Source organism: Devosia psychrophila, assembly GCF_000971275.1.
In the GTDB taxonomy this organism is placed as follows: Bacteria; Pseudomonadota; Alphaproteobacteria; order Rhizobiales; family Devosiaceae; genus Devosia; species Devosia psychrophila.
The window spans coordinates 47721-65260 of sequence record NZ_LAPV01000228.1 but is presented as its reverse complement, the minus strand read 5'-3'; the positions used below and the strand labels follow the sequence as shown (position 1 = coordinate 65260).

Annotated in this window: 14 protein-coding genes and 1 tRNA gene; 6 read left to right on the top strand and 9 right to left on the bottom strand. The window is 61.2% G+C overall.

Going from position 1 to position 17540, the window contains the following annotated elements; all coding sequences use genetic code 11:
• The coding region (locus WH91_RS23885; protein ID WP_144408352.1) for a transposase at window positions 1–161 on the bottom strand (161 nt) is incomplete at its 3' end.
• Between the two features lie 463 nt (window positions 162–624).
• On the opposite strand from WH91_RS23885, the gene WH91_RS21285 reads away from it, so the two are divergent.
• Window positions 625–1881, top strand: a complete 1257-nt coding sequence (locus tag WH91_RS21285; protein ID WP_046173010.1) for a cytochrome P450 — start codon at window positions 625–627, stop codon at window positions 1879–1881.
• On the opposite strand, the gene WH91_RS21280 is transcribed toward WH91_RS21285, so the two are convergent.
• The 3 genes from WH91_RS21280 to WH91_RS21270 form a co-directional block, all read right to left on the bottom strand.
• Window positions 1878–3350 carry a bifunctional ADP-dependent NAD(P)H-hydrate dehydratase/NAD(P)H-hydrate epimerase gene (locus WH91_RS21280; RefSeq protein ID WP_046173009.1) on the bottom strand — a complete coding sequence of 491 codons (1473 nt, stop codon included), beginning with the start codon at window positions 3348–3350 and terminating at the stop codon, window positions 1878–1880. The genes WH91_RS21285 and WH91_RS21280 overlap by 4 nt on opposite strands.
• 255 nt (window positions 3351–3605) lie before the next feature.
• Window positions 3606–4985: a trigger factor gene (gene tig, locus WH91_RS21275; protein ID WP_046173008.1), complete on the bottom strand. Its 1380-nt coding sequence runs from the start codon at window positions 4983–4985 to the stop codon at window positions 3606–3608.
• Window positions 4986–5028: 43 nt separating this feature from the next.
• Window positions 5029–5113, bottom strand: a tRNA-Leu gene (locus WH91_RS21270).
• Between the two features lie 363 nt (window positions 5114–5476).
• Between WH91_RS21270 and WH91_RS21265 the strand changes: the two genes are divergently transcribed.
• Entirely contained in the window at window positions 5477–5815 is a 339-nt protein-coding gene (locus WH91_RS21265; RefSeq protein ID WP_035079039.1) for a P-II family nitrogen regulator, read from the top strand.
• 65 nt (window positions 5816–5880) lie between these two features.
• Window positions 5881–7290, top strand: a complete 1410-nt coding sequence (gene glnA, locus WH91_RS21260) for a type I glutamate--ammonia ligase (protein WP_046173007.1) — start codon at window positions 5881–5883, stop codon at window positions 7288–7290.
• Between the two features lie 238 nt (window positions 7291–7528).
• On the opposite strand, the gene WH91_RS21255 is transcribed toward glnA, so the two are convergent.
• Together WH91_RS21255 and WH91_RS21250 are read right to left on the bottom strand one after the other, a co-directional pair.
• Window positions 7529–9052 (bottom strand): ABC-F family ATP-binding cassette domain-containing protein, encoded by a 1524-nt coding sequence (locus tag WH91_RS21255; protein WP_046173006.1) that lies wholly within the window; start codon window positions 9050–9052, stop codon window positions 7529–7531.
• Window positions 9053–9608: 556 nt separating this feature from the next.
• Entirely contained in the window at window positions 9609–9935 is a 327-nt protein-coding gene (locus tag WH91_RS21250) for a hypothetical protein (RefSeq protein WP_143078101.1), read from the bottom strand.
• Window positions 9936–10129: 194 nt separating this feature from the next.
• Between WH91_RS21250 and parE the strand changes: the two genes are divergently transcribed.
• From parE to WH91_RS21235, 3 genes are all read left to right on the top strand, one after another.
• Window positions 10130–12139 carry a DNA topoisomerase IV subunit B gene (gene parE, locus WH91_RS21245; RefSeq protein WP_046173004.1) on the top strand — a complete coding sequence of 670 codons (2010 nt, stop codon included), beginning with the start codon at window positions 10130–10132 and terminating at the stop codon, window positions 12137–12139.
• Window positions 12140–12489: 350 nt separating this feature from the next.
• A complete protein-coding gene (locus WH91_RS21240) occupies window positions 12490–14163 on the top strand; it encodes a DEAD/DEAH box helicase (RefSeq protein WP_082102314.1) in 1674 nt (557 codons plus the stop codon).
• A gap of 144 nt (window positions 14164–14307) precedes the next feature.
• Window positions 14308–15372: a GGDEF domain-containing protein gene (locus WH91_RS21235; RefSeq protein WP_052953032.1), complete on the top strand. Its 1065-nt coding sequence runs from the start codon at window positions 14308–14310 to the stop codon at window positions 15370–15372.
• Here the strand turns inward: WH91_RS21235 and WH91_RS21230 are convergent.
• The 3 genes from WH91_RS21230 to WH91_RS21220 all read right to left on the bottom strand — a co-directional run bounded on the left by WH91_RS21230 (window position 15369) and on the right by WH91_RS21220 (window position 17538).
• Complete coding sequence (locus WH91_RS21230) at window positions 15369–16637, bottom strand: 3-phosphoshikimate 1-carboxyvinyltransferase (protein ID WP_046173003.1); 1269 nt, start codon at window positions 16635–16637, stop codon at window positions 15369–15371. The genes WH91_RS21235 and WH91_RS21230 overlap by 4 nt on opposite strands.
• A gap of 73 nt (window positions 16638–16710) precedes the next feature.
• Entirely contained in the window at window positions 16711–17091 is a 381-nt protein-coding gene (locus WH91_RS21225) for a HesB/IscA family protein (RefSeq protein ID WP_046173002.1), read from the bottom strand.
• Window positions 17092–17142: 51 nt separating this feature from the next.
• Window positions 17143–17538, bottom strand: coding sequence for an SUF system Fe-S cluster assembly protein (locus WH91_RS21220; protein WP_046173001.1), 396 nt, complete (start codon window positions 17536–17538; stop codon window positions 17143–17145).
• Window positions 17539–17540: the final 2 nt, after the last annotated feature.

Genomic DNA, 17540 nt, shown 5'->3' with positions numbered 1-17540 from the left:
TCATGCATGTCGCGCCAGGGGCAGCCAACCCGCAGAACATGGAGCATGCCGTTCAGATAACGGCGATTGTCTTGCGCTGGTCGGGACTTGCGCCCTCGTTCAGCCGGCAAAAGCTCTCCAATGAGCCGCCACTCTGCGTCCGACAAATCCCCGCGTGCCAAAACCGCCTCCTAAAAAGCAGTCTTGAATCACAGCAAAGACGTTTTGGGAATCCAGTTTGTCAACACGACCTAGGTAGCGTCGGATGCGCAACTGCTCCGTCCGTCCAAGGCGGTTCAGGTCTCTGAGGGCGCCTTCGTCGAAATCAATCGTCCAGGCCAAGCTGACGACTCACTTCAGCAAGAGAGTAGGTTTTGCTTTCGCCATTGGCCCGTGCCTCGAGAACGTTTTCGGCCGCGCGCATATCTTCCAGGTCTTCCAGACGTTCCTTGATAGCAGCCAGGATCCATATTCGTCAGCAGTGCATAGAGATCGTCAGGCAATTGAAGCGTGTGCTTGGTCATCCGGACCTCGTGCATTGTCGGCCATGTAACCCATTCCACGCCGAGAATACATCATCCGCCGTTGCGTTCTGGTGTGACCGCCCTAATGTCCTCCCAACCTCCTCTCGCATAAAGACTTCCCATGGGCGCTATTCTCCAGATCAAGCCAGTTTCCGACGTTCCTGCTCATCGACGCGCCAGTGCCGAGCCGCGCGATCCGGCGTTTTTTCAAAACCCTTATACGTTTTACGATCAGTTGCACGCGAGCGAGCCGACGTTTTTCTGGGACCAGTATGGGCATTGGTGCTTTGCCGGCTTCAAGGATGTCAGCGCCCTGCTGCGCGACAAGCGGTTCGGCCGCGAAATCCTGCATGTGGCGACGCGCGAAGAGCTGGGCATGCCCGAGCCCAAGGCGCATACGGCGGCGTTCGATCTGACCGAGAAGCATTCCCTGCTCAACCTTGAACCGCCAGCCCACACCAGGCTCCGAACGCTGGTGAACCGGGCCTTCGTGTCGCGCCACGTCGAGCAGTTGCGGCCGCGCATCGTCAAACTCGCCAACGAGATGATCGACCGGTTCGAAGGCGAAGATTCGGTTGACCTGATCAAGGCATTTGCGGCCCCGATCCCCGCCATCATCATTGCCGAGATGATCGGCCTCCCGGCCGATAGTGCGTCCGACCTGCTGGCGTGGTCGAACCGCATGGTGGCGATGTATATGTTCGGGGTCAGCAAGGAGACCGAGCTGGATGCCGATCAGGCGTCGCAGGCCTTCATGGACTTCGTCGGCGAGGCGATCAAGGAACGCCGCAAGCAGCCGCGCGAGGACCTGCTGAGCCATATGCTGACCTCGGACCGCGGCGGCGATGTGCTGAGCGACGAAGAGGTGATGTCCACGGCCATCCTGCTGCTCAATGCCGGGCACGAAGCGACGGTCCACACCACCGGCAACGGCGTCAAATCCATCCTCGAAAGCGGTATCGATCCGGTTACGCTTTTTGCAACGCCTGAGCAGACCGAGGCCACGGTGGAGGAATGCCTGCGCTTCGATGCGCCACTGCATATGTTCACCCGCTATGCGCTGAGCGACCTCGAATATGGTGGCATCAACCTGCGCAAGGGCGACGTGGTCGGGCTGATGCTCGGCGCGGCCAATCGCGATCCGGCGCGCTTTGCCAATGCCAATAGCTTCGATCCGTTCCGCACCGATGGCGCCAATATCAGCTTTGGCGCCGGTATCCACTTTTGCATCGGGGCGCCGCTAGCCCGCATCGAGCTACAGGTGGCGTTCAGCGAGCTGTTCAAGCGGCTGCCGAAGCTGCGGCTGGCCGAAGAGCCGCGGTACAATGATGTGTACCATTTCCACGGACTGCAGCGGCTGACGGTGAGTTGGCGCTAAAGGCTCGCCAAGACGCCGGGAACCAGCAGCGGCAGGTCTTCGCTGATCAGGCCTGGCCCGCCGAATCTGTTGGCGGCTTCGGCATGGAGCCAGACGGCGGCGCAGGCGGCTTCCCAGCCTTGCATGCCCTGACCCATCAGGCCGGCGGCCATGCCGGCAAGCACATCGCCCGAGCCGGCCGTGCCGAGCCAGGCCGGGGCATTGGCATTGATTGCGGCGCGTCCGTCCGGGCTGGCGACGACGGTGTCGCTGCCCTTGAGGATCAGGATGGCGCCGGAATCCTCGGCAGCGGCGAGAGCTTTTTCGAGCTTGCCGCCGGGCACGTCGCCGAACAGGCGCTGGAATTCGCCCTCGTGCGGGGTGAGGATGACCGGTCGGTCGCTGGCCTTGATGGCCGCAAACAGGGTTTCGGCATTACCGGCAAAGCTGGTCAATGCATCGGCGTCGAGCACCACGGCAGCGCCGGATTTCACCACGGCGAGGACATTGGCGGCAGTGGTTTCACCCTGCCCTGCGGCTGGACCGATGACGACGGCGTTGATGCGCCTGTCGGAGAGCAGTTCGGCCAGCGCTGCCGTGTCCTCCGCAGGCTTGAGCATGACGGCGGTGACGTGGCTGGCATGGACCAGCAGCGCCGCCTCGGAGCCGGTCAGCGAGACCAGGCCCGCGCCGACGCGGAAGGCGCCCATCGCGGCGAGGCGGGCGGCGCCGGTCTGTAGCGGGCCGCCGGAGACCACCACGACATGGCCGCGATGGAATTTGTTGGCAGAATTGTCAGCATCGGGAATTGACCACAGGCTGGGCGTATTCTGCCAGGTTTTGGCGCCGATGCTGTCGAGCGTCATGTCGGGGATGCCGATATCGGCGAGCACCACTTCGCCGCAGCGATCGCGACCGGGCTGCAGCAGGTGGCCCGGCTTGAGGCGAAAGAAGGTAACGGACATGTCGGCGACCATGGCGGTGCCGCGAATGGTGCCGGTGGCCCCGTCGAGGCCGCTGGGAATGTCGATACTCACTACCGGCTTGGTGCTTGCGTTGACCGCCTCGATGATCTCGGCAAAGGCGCCTTCGACGTCTCGGTCGAGGCCTGCTCCGAGCAAAGCATCGACGATCAGGTCGGCGCTTTCGATATCCCTGGGGGTCGGCGCCTCGATGCGGCCGGTCCATTGCGCAGCCATGGCCGCAGCATCGCCCTTGAGCGCATCGCGGGTGCCGATCAGGCGGAGCTGGACGGGCCAGCCCTTCTGCTTGAGCAGCCGTGCCACCACGAAGCCGTCGCCGCCGTTATTGCCGGGGCCGCACAGCACCAGCACCGAGCGCTGATAGTAGCGCTCCATGACGGCTTCGGCGACGGCCTTGCCAGCAGCCTCCATCAGCGTCAGCGACGTCACGCCGGCAGCCATGGCCAGCCGGTCAGCCTCGCCCATCTGGCGCGGCGTGAGCAGGATGTCGGCTGGGGCGTGGGTCATGGTGATCCTAATTGATATTCAATCTCGTTCACTGAGACATCCAGAAACGCGGTGTCATCCCGGCCTTGAGCCGAAATCCATCCTGAGGTCCATCAATTCGCGCAGCCGGTTTGGACGACCTCGCGGCGACGGCACGATCTCGGGATGGGCTCCGGCCTGCGCCGGGGTGACACCGAGGGTGGTGTGCGCTCCTTAGCATAGATAACAAAAAAGCCGCCCATTTCTGGGCGGCTTCGAATTTAGCGGCAAGACACCTTAGTGATGATGCTCTTCCGGAACGTCGTCCTCGTCAGCCTGGATCAGCTTGGCGAGTTCTTCACGGGACATCTTGGTCTCGGTGATGTCGCCCTTGTCGGCGACAAAGTCGACGACCTTGTTCTCGAACACGGGGGCGCGCAGACCGGCAAGAGCCTGGGTGTTCTTGCGGTAGTAGTCGTAGACCTGCTGTTCCTGGCCGGGGAAGCGACGCACTTCGGCGATCAACGCCTGCTGGTGCTCTTCCTCGGTCACGTTCACTTCGTTCTGGTTGCCGATTTCGGCAACGACCAGGCCGAGGCGCACGCGGCGTTCGGCAATGGCCTTGTACTGCGCGCGCGCAGCTTCCTCGGTGGTGCCTTCGTCTTCAAAGGACTTGCCGTGGCTCTGCACTTCATGCTCGACGCGCTGCCAGATGGTGGCAAATTCGGCATCGACCAGCTGGGCCGGAACATCGAACTTGTGACCTTCATCGAGTGCGTCGAGAATCTGGCGCTTCATGTGCTGGCGGCTCATCGTGCCGAGCGCGGCTTCCATCTGTGTCTTGACGGCAGCGCGCATGGCTTCGACGTTTTCGACGCCGAGGCGCTGGGCGAATTCGTCATTCAGCTCGCCGGTGTTCGGACCGTCGATGTGCAGCACGTTGACTTCGAACTGGGCCTTCTTGCCGGCGAGCTCTGCGCTCTGGTAGTCGGCCGGGAAGGTCACTTCGATTTCGCGGGTCTCGCCCTTCTTCATGCCAACCAGCTGCTCTTCGAAGCCGGGGATGAATTCGCCGGTGCCGACGGTCAGGTGAGCATGGTCGGAAGTGCCGCCATCGAATGCCTCGCCGTCGATCTTGCCGACAAACGACAGCCCGAGACGATCGCCGGTTTCGACGACGCCTTCATCGCCCTTGTCCGTGTAGCCACGGTTTTGGGCAAACACGCGGTTCACTTCGGCAGTGACTTCCTCGTCGGTGATGTCGATCACCGGCTTGACCAGCTTGATGCCGTCAAGATTCATCAGCGAGACGGGCGGCAGCACTTCGTATTCGACTTCGAATGCCAGGTCGGCATTGCCATCGAGCACTTCGTTGATCACGGCCTGATCGTCGGGCAGATCAACCTTGGGCTGGGCTGCAGCGCGTTCCTTGCGCTCGTCGAGTGTCTCGGAGACGGTCGCGTTGATCGCGTCGGTCATCACTTCGGACATTGCCGAACGGCCATACATCTTCTTGATGTGCGCCAGCGGTACCTTGCCGGGACGGAAGCCCTTGATGTTGGCCTGACCCTTGAGCTCTTCGAGCTTGGCGTTAAGGCGCGTGTTGAGGTCGGTGGCCGGAATAGTGACGCTCAGCTTGCGCTTCAGGCCTTCATTGAGGGTCTCGGTAACCTGCATTGGGTTTTGTCCCGTAAACATTGATCCTGGGCCTTAGTCCTATTGGTGCGGGTGAGAGGACTCGAACCTCCACGCCTTGCGGCGCTGGAACCTAAATCCAGTGCGTCTACCAGTTCCGCCACACCCGCAAAAGGACCCGGTGGCCGGGTTGGCGTTGCATCTATATGAAGATGGAAAGCCCGTCAAAGCCTAGCTTGGCGAATTTTCCGTGATTGCGGATCGCAACCAGCCCCTTGCCATGATCACGCAGCATTTGCCGTCTTATGCGCCATTTCTTGTCGATACTCGCGCGCCAACAGGCCAAAAAATGCTCACAAAATGTGCAAACTGGCTATTTTTTGACCACCTGGAGGGCCCAACTTGGCAGGCTTGCGATATAAGTGGCGGTTAAACCCTTTGTTTTGCATGCATATTCGAGCCGGCATTGGAGTGGCACAGGCCATGCATACGAGTGTGCGGTATCTGAAAGAAGTGCCACGTGGAGGCTCACAATGAAAAAGATCGAGGCTATCGTAAAGCCGTTCAAGCTCGACGAAGTCAAAGAGGCGCTTCAGGAAGTGGGCCTGCAGGGCATCACCGTGACCGAAGCCAAGGGCTTTGGCCGCCAGAAGGGCCATACCGAACTCTACCGCGGCGCCGAATATGTCGTCGATTTCCTGCCCAAGGTTAAGGTCGAAGTCGTGTGCCCGGATGAACTCGCAGAAAAAGCCATCGAAGCGATCCGCAATGCGGCGCAAACCGGTCGCATCGGCGACGGCAAGATTTTCGTCTACTCAATCGAGCAGGCCATTCGAATCCGCACCGGAGAATTCGGCGACGACGCGCTCTAGGGCCGTGCCCCGACGCAACTCGCCGTACCAGACAACCAGCATTTCGTTCTAACAGGGGTATACCTATGACCACCGGAGCCGATCTCCTCAAGCGCATCAAAGACGAGAACATCAAGTATCTCGACCTGCGTTTCACCGACCCGCGCGGCAAGCTGCAGCACGTCACGCTCGACGTTTCGATCGTTGATGAAGACCTGTTCGAAGAGGGCACAATGTTCGACGGTTCCTCGATCGGTGGCTGGAAGGCCATCAACGAGTCCGACATGGTTCTGATGCCCGATCCCAATTCACACTACATGGACCCCTTCTTCGGCGCGTCCACTCTGGTAGTGAACTGCGACATTCTCGAGCCCCTGACCTACCAGCCGTACAGCCGCGATCCGCGCACCACGGCCAAGAAGGCCGAAGCCTTCCTCAAGTCCTCGGGCATCGGCGACACGGTCGTGTTCGGCGCCGAGCCGGAATTCTTCATGTTCGACGACGTGAAGTACTCCAACACGCCGTTCAAGGTCAGCTTTGAAGTCGACCACCCTGAACTGCCGTCCAACAACGACACCGCCTATGAAGCCGGCAACAACGGCCACCATATCGGTCTCAAGAAGGGCTACTTCCCGGTTCCGCCGCTGGATAGCGCGCAGGACATCCGTGGCGAAATGCTCGCAGCAATGGCCGAAATGGGCGTTGTGGTCGAGAAGCATCACCACGAAGTGGCTTCGGCCCAGCACGAACTCGGCATCAAGTTCGCGCCGATGATCAAGGCTGCTGACGACGTACAGATCTACAAGTATGTCATCCATCAAGTCGCCAATGCCTATGGCAAGACCGTGACCTTCATGCCGAAGCCGATCTTCGGCGACAATGGTTCGGGCATGCACTGCCACCAGTCGATCTGGAAGGACGGCAAGAACACCTTCGCCGGCGACCAGTATGCTGGCCTGTCGATGGAAGCGCTGTATTACATCGGCGGCATCATCAAGCATGCCAAGGCGATCAACGCCTTCACCAACCCGACCACCAACAGCTACAAGCGCCTGGTGCCCGGCTTCGAAGCCCCCGTGCTGCTGGCCTATTCGGCCCGTAACCGTTCGGCTTCCTGCCGTATCCCCTTCGGCCAGTCGCCGAAGGCCAAGCGCGTCGAGATCCGTTTCCCCGATCCGCTGGCAAACCCGTACCTGGCTTTCTCGGCCATGCTGATGGCCGGCCTCGACGGCATCAAGAACAAGATCCACCCCGGCGAGCCGATGGACAAGGATCTGTACGAGCTGCCACGCCAGGAACTGATGCAGATCCCGCACGTCTGCGGCTCGCTGCGCGAAGCCCTCGGCGCTCTGGAAGCAGATCACGAGTTCCTGCTCGCAGGCGGCGTGTTCGACAAGGATCAGATCGAGAGCTACATCGAGCTCAAGATGACCGAAGTCGTAAAGTTCGAGCAGACGCCTCACCCGGTCGAATACGAAATGTACTACTCGGCCTAAGGCTCGGTAGTTTGAACGTGAAAAGGGCTCCGCAAGGGGCCCTTTTTGTTTGGGGGCATGGCTGCGACAAACCCATGCCTGGCTTCATCGCACCCCACAACACTCCCTTTCTCCCTCGGGCTTGACCCGAGGGTTACTGTCAACCCGGCGCAATCTATGAGTGATCCTCGGGTCAAGCCCGAGGAAAAAGAAGAGTGGAGTGACGACTATCGCCATGCAGGCAATTTCTCCTCAGCCCTCACTGCTCAGCCTCCAGCGCCATCTCCGCAAAATGCGGCTCGGGGCTTTCGACTTCCTTGAAGCGCTTTTTCTCGATCAGGAAGAACCGGCTTCCGAGACCACGAACAAAACTGCGATCGTGCGAAACGAGGATACAGGTCGCGCCGTGCGCGAGGATTTCATCTTCCAGAGCCTCCTGCCCCGGGATGTCGACATGATTGGTGGGCTCATCCAGCAGGTAGAAATTGGGCTGCTTCAGGCGAATGGCCAACAGACCTAGCCGGGCGCGCTGGCCAAATGATAGCTCCGTCATCGGACGGTCCTGCTTTTCCAGCGCAAAGCCGGCGGCTGCTAGCAGGCTCTTGCTGCGCTGATCGCCCTCATTGAAGCTGCTGGTGATGTAGCCAAGGGGCGACGCCTTGGCGGGCAGGAAGCTCATGGCCTGATCGACATAGCCCGGGACCACTTGCGGGCTGACGCGAATGCCCGGCGTTTCGGCGCCCTGCATGGCGCGGTGCACAAGACCGATGAACTGCGACTTGCCGGTGCCATTGCTGCCCAGGATGACAAGGCGGTCGCCCTGGAACACATGCAGCTTGTCGATGCGGAACAGCTTGTCGCCGACCGGGCTGGTGACTTCGACATTTTCCAGCGCCAGCATGACCCTGGCCTGGGCGCCGCTATTGCCCAGCTTGATTTCGCCGCTGCGCTCCTTGTGCAGCGACAGCACGGCGGTTTCAATCTTGGCGGCCCGTTCGCGCAGGTATTTCGACTTCACCACTAGCAGGTCGCTGCCCGAGTTGATGCCGATATTGGTCAACTTGGCGGCCTGCTTGCGCAGGCGTCCGACCTCCTTTAGGTCCTTTTCGCGCTTGGCCTCTGCCGCTTCGTCCAGTTCGGCCAGGGCGATGCGGGCCTTGCTGTAGGACAGCGGAAAATAGTGGCTGGCATCGGGTCGCAGGAACAGCGTGCGGTTGGTGGTGGCGTCGAGGAATTGCCGGTCATGGCTGGCGATGATGACCGGGATGTTGCGCGCCGCCTGATTGATCCAGTTTTCAAGCTGGAACAGCTTGCCGAGGTCGAGATGGTTGGTCGGCTCGTCGAGCAGCAGCGCATCCGGCTGCAGCACCCAGCAGCGGGCTATCAGGGCGATGCGTTGCCACCCACCGGACAATTCAGTCAGCTTGCGGTTACGCATGGCAGGCGGCGTTTCGAACTCGTCGAGCACCACGTCGACGCGCCAGCTATCGGTATCGCGGTCGGCCGGCGGCAGCGCTTCCAGCACGGCGTCGTAAAGCGTCAGGCCCATGCTGGCAGGCGGCATGTCCTGCTCGACATAGCCAACGGTCAGGCCGCGCGAGCGGGTGATGTCGCCGGAGGTCAGTTCGCCCTGCCCGGCCATGGCGCGCAACAGCGTTGTCTTCCCGCGGCCATTGCCGGCAACGAGGCCGACACGGTCGCCATCGGCGATGACGAAGTTCAAATTTGCAAACAGCGTGTCGGTGGCCACGAGGCCGGCGTTGCGGAGGCTGATAGAGCCCATAATCATATCTCACTAGTGCAGCGCGAAGGCGCCAAATGCCGTGGGGAGGCGGTCAAAACCGCCACGGAGGGCAAACCGATGGTGAGACAGAAATACAGTCGTACCAGTACCGGTCAGCCCTGCAGCGAAAGCCACAGGGCGCAGACAGGGCCACTTGAACGGCGCGTAAAAAGCAAAGTCATTCCGCGCCCTCCCTGAGTTTGTGTGCTGGCGTCAGCGATCCATAACCGCCGTAGGGACGGAAATCAATCAGCGCAGATCAGAGAAAATAGAACATGGTCGCGACCAGCGCGATAACCCCATAACGCGGGGCGGTGAACTTGGCCAACCGGTACGCAATACCTGATCCGGCATGCGGCCAAACACCGAAGACGATTGAGCCGGCAGAGATCGGATACGCAGAACTAGGATCCCGATCGGCTCGCATACGGAAACTCCAGACAAAAACCGTATGTGACGTTTCTAGCAGTCTGCGTTTAAGAAAGTGCTTTCAAGAGACAAACAGAACGTAAACCGAGCGCCCGATCTTGGGACGGGTTTGTATCTATTCCAGAAATTATGGGGCGCGGCGCAATTGCTGGCGTCCCTCGACGCGACCGGTGCAGATGTTGAAATCCAGCAGATAGACCACGCCATCACGGGTGGCACGCACCTGGATGTTCCGCTTCATCACGACATTGAGCGAGATATTGGTGTAGCCGAGGTCAGCTACGGCATCGCGGATTTGCCGGTCATTCATGCAACTGAAGCGTTCAGGAGCATAGAAGTCGCTTTCCTGGTCACCAAAGAACACCCCGAAGCCGGGCGACTGGGCCTGGGCCGGCATCGATAGACCGGTGCCGAGCAGCAGTACCGTCATGGCAATCATCGCAAGTCTGGACATTGTAGCCTCCTTGAAGCGGACCGATCGTTCATCTTCCCCATTGCGGCTTAACGCATGCGGAATTTGTCGTTCATCTTCCGTTCAGTTTTGTGGAGAACTCCGCATCTGTGGGCAGGTTCCCTGCCCGGCTCGGCAACCCTCTGCGATATGCTAGAAGGCGAAAACGCCTGATTCGGGCGCAAGACGGAATGTGCATGTCCAACGCAGAAGACCTTTTCGGCGCCGAACCCGAACGTATCAAGCCTGAGGCATCCAAGCCTGCGCCCAAGGCCGCGAGCGTACCAGGTTCGTATACGGCTGCAGATATTGAGGTGCTGGAAGGACTTGAGCCGGTCCGGCGGCGTCCCGGCATGTATATCGGGGGCACCGACGCCAATGCTTTGCATCACCTGTTTGCCGAAGTCATCGACAACTCCATGGACGAGGCAATCGCCGGCCACGCCACGCGGATCGAAGTGCATCTGGGCGAAGACGGCTTCCTCACCGTCTCCGACAACGGCCGCGGTATTCCAGTCGAAAACCACCCGAAGTTTCCCGGCCGCTCGACACTCGAGATCGTCCATACCGTGCTGCACGCCGGCGGCAAATTCGATTCAAAAGCCTATGAAACCTCAGGCGGCCTGCATGGCGTCGGCGTTTCAGTGGTCAATGCGCTGTCAGACAGCCTGATCGTCGAGGTCGCGCGCGAGCAGCAGTTGCACCGCTTGGCCTTCTCCCGCGGCAAGCCGCTGGGCGAAATCGAAGCCCTCGGCCGCGTACAAAACCGCCGCGGCACCACCACGCGTTTCCATCCCGATCCACAGATTTTCGGCGATCACGCCCATTTCTCGGCAGCCCGCCTGTACCGGATGACGCGCGCCAAGGCATACCTTTTTGCCGGCGTCGAACTGCGCTGGAGCTGCGACGCCACGCTGGTAACCGAGGACGCGCCGGCCAAGGCGGCGTTCCATTATCCCAATGGTCTCAAGGACTTCATGACGGCCCGTATCGAGAGCGAAACGCGCATCGTCGACGAGCTGTTCTCCGGCAGCCACGGCAAGCCCGGCACCCATGGCGCCGTCGAATGGGCCATCGCCTGGACGCTGGGCGACGGTGGTGTCTCTTCCTATTGCAACACGGTGCCAACGCCCGATGGCGGCACCCATGAGGCCGGCTTGCGCGCGGCTATCCTGCGCGGACTCAAGAACTATGCCGAGCTGACCAAGAACAAGAATGGCGCCCTGCTGACCGCGGAAGACGTGCTGGCCCATTGCAGCGCCATGCTGAGCGTCTTCATGCGCGAGCCGGAATTCGTCGGCCAGACCAAGGACAAGCTTGCCTCGGGCGAAGCCACGCGTATCGTCGACAATGCACTGCGCGATGCATTCGACCACTGGCTGGGCTCGTCGCCCAACCAGGCCGGCAAGCTGATGGACTGGGCGGTAGAGCGCGCCGAGGAACGCCTGCGCCGTCGCAAGGAAAAAGAGATCGACCGCGCCAGCGCCACGCGCAAGCTGCGCCTTCCTGGCAAGCTGGCCGATTGCTCGCAGGGCGCTAAGGAAGGCGCGGAACTGTTCATCGTCGAGGGTGACTCGGCCGGTGGCTCCGCCAAGCAGGCACGCGACCGCAAGAGCCAGGCCGTGCTGCCGTTGCGTGGCAAAATCCTCAACGTGGCCGGCGCCAGTCGCGAGAAGATGCAGGCCAGCCAGTTGATCTCGGACCTGATCCAGGCACTGGGTTGCGGCACGCGCGATCGCTACAGCGACGACGACCTGCGCTACGACAAGATCATCATCATGACCGATGCTGACGTCGACGGCGCCCATATCGCGACCTTGCTGATCACATTCTTTTTCCAGGAAATGCCGAAGCTTATCGATGGCGGGCATCTCTATCTCGCCCTGCCGCCGCTGTTCCGCATCACGCAGGGCGCCAAGACGCTGTATGCGCGCGATGAGCCGCACAAGGTCGAATTGCTGGCAACCGAGTTTACCGGCAAGGGCAAGGTCGATATGACCCGTTTTAAAGGCCTTGGCGAAATGCCCTTCGCGCATCTGCGCGAAACGACCATGTCCAAAAAGAGCCGCACGCTGCTGCAAGTAAAGGTGCGTGACGATCTCGAAGCCACCAGGATCAGCGTCGATCGACTGATGGGCACCAAGCCCGAAGCCCGCTTCGACTTCATCCAGGAAAACGCTGCATTCGTGACCGATCTGGACGTTTAAGACTGTCGCCACTGCCTCAAAGGGATACGCCGGGGGCGCTCGATAACCCTAACCGTGCCAAAAGCGTTGACAGACAAGGCCTTTGCGATATGGTCCGCGCCGCTGGAGCATTTCCTGCCGGACGGCCTGTTTCATCGAATTCAGCCTGTTCTCGCCGAATATGCCTCAGGGCCATTCCGTGGTTTCTCGCAGTACTCTCGCAGTTCCTGCAGTCGTCCGGTGGCCACCCCCAGTTGTGGATGCGTTCGCGTACCGACTTTCCGGTCCACTGCTGAAAACCCCGGCGCACCGTTCGAATGTCTCGGACTGGACTTGGCCCCGGGCCACATATCTGAGTGGAATTACCCAACTTGACTGATTTTTCCGCGCTTGGCCTGTCCACCAAAGTAACCGATGCCGTCACGGCAGCCGGCTACACGACGCCGACCGAAATCCAGGCCCAGGCCATACCGCACGTCCTCGAAAAGAAGGACGTCATCGGTATTGCCCAAACCGGCACCGGCAAGACGGCGAGCTTTGTGCTCCCGATGCTGCACTTGCTGGAAAACGGCCGTGCCCGCGCCCGCATGCCCCGCACGCTCATTCTCGAACCGACGCGCGAACTCGCGGCCCAGGTCAGCGAGAACTTCGAAAAATATGGTAAGAACCATCGTCTGACGATGGCGCTGATCATCGGCGGCGTATCGTTCGAAGACCAGAACAAGAAGCTCGATCGCGGCGTGGACGTATTGATTGCCACCCCCGGTCGCCTGCTCGACCAGATCGAGCGCGGCAAGATCATGCTGAACGGCGTTGAAATTCTCGTCATCGACGAGGCCGACCGCATGCTCGACATGGGCTTCATCGACGACATCGAAAAGATCGTCAATCGCCTGCCACCCCGCCGCCAGACCATGCTGTTCTCGGCAACGATGGACGCCCAGATCGAGAAACTGACCAAGAAGTTCCTCAAGGATCCGGTCCATGTGCAGGTGTCGCGCGCTGCTTCCACAGCCGATACCATCGACCAGAAGCTGGTCAAGGTCGGCTCGAAGCCCGAAGAAAAACGCGCCACCCTGCGGGACTTGATCCAAGGCGCCACTGCGCTGACCAATGCGATCATCTTCTGCAACCGGAAGCGCGACGTCGCCACGCTGGCGCGCTCGCTGGAGAGGCACGGCTTTTCGGCCGCAGGCCTCCATGGCGACATGGACCAGAAGAGCCGCACTGAAACACTCGACGCTTTTAAGGGCAATCGCCTGACACTGCTGGTGGCCAGTGACGTAGCCGCCCGCGGCCTCGATATTCCAGCTGTGAGCCATGTGTTCAATTTCGACGTGCCCGTACATGCCGAAGACTATGTGCACCGTATCGGCCGCACCGGTCGCGCCGGCCGTTCGGGCGTCGCTTACACATTGGTGGCGCCTGCCGATGGCAAGCATCTCGATTCGATCCTCAAGCTGATCCAGAAGCCGATCGACTATCTGGAAACGACCGGCAAGGCTGCGCCCGTTGCTGCCGCTGCCGCCACGGCAGATGAAGAAGGCTCCGCCGAACGCCCTGCCCGCGTGGCACGCTCGCGTCGCGGCGGTCCGCGCAACCGCACCGATGCCGAGGCGGCTCCCGCTCCGGCGACTCGTCCGTCGCGCACTCGTCCGGCTGCCGTAGCCGCCGTCGCATCCGAACCCGTCGAACCCTCGGCCGAGGAGGCGCCAAATGCGGCTCCGGCGCCAACTGCACGAAGCGGCCAGCGCAATCAGCGTCGTCGCGGCACGACACGGGCAGAAGCCGGAGCAGCAGCTGTCGCCGAGTCAGTTGAACGCGCCGCCGAAGTCGCTGAAGAAGCACTCATCGCTACTTCGGAAGCAGCTCCCGTCGAAGCCGCACCAAAGTCCGATCGTAACGCGCAACGTCCTCCACGTGCCCGTGGCAAGACGCGCGCCGAAGCCGAAGCCGATGATTCGGAATCGTTCAGCACTTCGCCGTTTGGCAATGACGGCCCAGTCCCGGCCTTCTTGTTGCGGCCTACGCGCATTTCCAACTAGATCTGTCTCGATTGACTGTGGGCTAAGCCGCTTTATTGCATTGATACAGTTGTGTTTTGTCGTGCCTGCGCGGTATCTAACAAATAGGGAATCGGTGCGCTGTTAGCGCATCGGGCTGAAACGTAACGACACGCGAGGGACGCAGTGTCTGATCAGGAATTCAATCGCGCACTGGGCTATGCCAATTCGGCATTCGACCTGCTCAAGCGCAGCGGAATCCCGCCTTACCCACAGTTCTACGAGCTGCTTTTCACCTATGCGACGGGCGTAAACCCGACGCTGAACAACCGTATCAACGCCATTTTCCGAGCCGGCAATACGCCCTCCGCCAATCTGGCCGAGACGCTGTACAACGAATTTCTGAAGTCCGACGTCAACGACCGGATGTCGGCGGTGTCCGAGCGCATGCATGCCCGGATCGACGCGGTGCACGAAGCCATCGATGGCGCCATGATTACCGCCAATGCCTATTCAGGCTCGCTGCAGACCGCGAGTGGCGATCTGGCACGCGATATCTCGCCAACGGCAATGAAGGCGCTGGCCGACCGCTTGCTGGCCGAAACGCGCAACATGCAGGAAACCAACGCCTCGCTAGAGGAAAAGCTCGAAGCGTCGCGCGACGATATCGCCTCGCTGCAGCGTGATCTGGACGATGTGCGACGCGAATCGCTGCTCGACCCGTTGACCAAGATCGCCAATCGCAAGAGCTTCGACGAGGGTATGGACACGGCAATCGCCGACGCCAAAATAACCGGCGATCCGCTGTGCCTGATGATCATCGACATCGATCACTTCAAGAACTTCAACGACAGCTTCGGACACCAGACCGGTGATCAGGTGCTGCGGCTGGTGGCGATGACGCTGAAGTCTAACATCAAGGGCAAGGACCTGGCGGCACGCTATGGCGGCGAAGAATTCGTGGCCATCCTGCCCTCGACCGATCTCGAAGGCGCCATCATCCTGGCGGAGAATATCCGCAAGGCGATCCAGGCCAAGGAACTGCTCAAGCGGTCCACCAATGAAAAGCTTGGCCGGATCACTGCGTCCTTCGGCCTTGCCGCGTATCGTCGTGGCGATACCGCAGGCTCGTTGATCGAGCGTGCCGACCGGTGCCTTTACGCCGCAAAGCATGCCGGCCGAAACAAGGTGTTCAGCGAGAACCAGCTGAGCGAACTGCAGTCAGCCCTTCCCGGCGTCTCCGCCGCCTAGGCTTTGGGCTGCAACTCCACGCCCAGCCCTGCCAGCATGTCCCAGTATTCGGGGTAGGTCTTGCCGGTGCAGGCGGGGTCCAGAATGGTGATCCCCGACAGTTTGAGGCCTGCGAGAGCGAAGCTCATGGCGATGCGGTGATCGTGATAAGTCACGATGCGCGCCGGCTGGCTGCGACTGGCCAGATTGGTATCCGATGCGACCAGCAGGTCATCGCCCTCCTCCGTGGCGAGGCCCGGCAGGATGCGGTTGAGTTCATTGGCTACGGCGCGGATCCGGTCGGTTTCCTTGACGCGCAGGTTGGCTATGCCGACAAAGCGGACCGGCGTGTTGTTAAAGGCGGCGACCACGGCCAGCGTCGGCACAGCATCCTGCATCTGCGAGCCGTCGATCACGGCAGGCATGTTGGGAAACTGCGCGATAACGGCCTGCGCCAAAGCGTCAGGCTGGGTGAAGGCGTCTGCAGCAACGCCAAGGTCGATCTTGCCGCCGGTGAGCGCCTGAGCGCCCCAAAGATAGGTCGCGGCGGAGGCATCTGGCTCGACCAGCAGGTCGGCGGCCTGGTATCCAGTGGGCTGGACCAGCCAGGTGCCGGCGTCCAGCTGCTGGACTGTGGCGCCGAAGCTGCGCATGGCGGCAAGCGTGAGGTCGACATAGCCGCGAGCACCGATGTCGCTGCCGGTGAGCGCGACGGTAATTGGGCCATCGCCCAGCGGCGCCGCCATCAGCAGTGCCGAAACATACTGGCTGGACAGTCCGCCATCGATCTCGACGCGGCCGGAGCCGAAACTGCCTTTGCCGCGAATCGTGACGGGCGGGCAGCCGGTTGGCGACGTTGCGTCGATGCCGAGGGACTGCAGTGCCGTCACCAGCGGTCCGATCGGGCGCACGCGCATCTCGTCGTCACCATCAACGATGACTTCCCCGTCCACCGTCGCTACGGCGGCGGCGAGGAAGCGCGTGGCGGTGCCAGCATTACCGAGGAACAGCGGACCGGCCGGTGCCCGCAGCCGGCCGGTGCTGGTGACGGTAAAACTGGTAGCGCCAGGCTCTTCGACGGTGACGCCCATCTGCCGCAAGGCTGCGGCCATCAGCGTCGTGTCCTTGCTTTTAAGCGCCCCTGTGAGACGGCTGGTGCCATTCGCCAGCGCAGCCAGCAGCAACGCCCGATTGGTAATAGACTTGGAACCCGGCGGGCAAACGCGCCCGACAAGCGGACGATTGGGCGGGACAATGGTGAGCGCAGGCGGGAGCGGGTTCAGCATGATGGCCGGATCAATGCATCATGGTGGGGCGCGGTGCAACTGTTGTTGGGTAACAGGGTACCCGCACCAGAAGCTACGCCGTAGCGCGCGCCTCGGCGATAGCCTTCAAGTCCGCCGCCTTCAGCGTGACGCTCTCGCCGCAGCCGCATTCGCCGGTCTGGTTGGGATTCTTGAACGTGAATCCGGCGCTCATCTTGGCGGTTTCGAAGTCCATCACGGTACCCAGCAGGTACATGGTGGCCCTGGGGTCGATCCAGACGTTGACGCTCTTGTCGGTGACGTGGTCGTCGCCCTTCACCGGTTCGGCGACGTAGTCCATCGTGTAGGCAACGCCAGCGCAGCCGGAATTCTTGATACCAATGCGCAGGCCAATGACAGGCTTGTCGGAATCTTCGATGATCTCGGTGATGCGTTCGGCAGCGGCATCTGTCAGCGACATGATCTTGAAGGCCATGGTCAAACTTTCTATCGGCATTTCACGATATGTAGGACGAAACGCCTCAGATTACCACCAGTTCAACGCGACCTGGGCTTCTTCGCTCATCCGCGTCGCGTCCCACGGGGGATCGAACACCATGTTGACAGTGACGTCCTGGACGCCTTCGACGCCGCGGGCAGCATTCTCGACCCAGCCGGGCATTTCACCAGCCACGGGGCAGCCCGGGGCCGTCAGCGTCATGTCGATGGTCAACTTGCGGTCATCGTCCAGATCTACCTTGTAGATCAGGCCAAGCTCATAGATATCGACCGGAATTTCCGGGTCATAGACGGTCTTGAGCGCCCCGATCAGGTCGGAAGTGATGCGTTCCACCTCCGATTCGGGCAGGCCGCCGCCAACCGTGGGCGTGATACGGTTTTCGGGAATGGTCGGGGCGGGCGCAATTACAGGTTCGTCGGTCATAA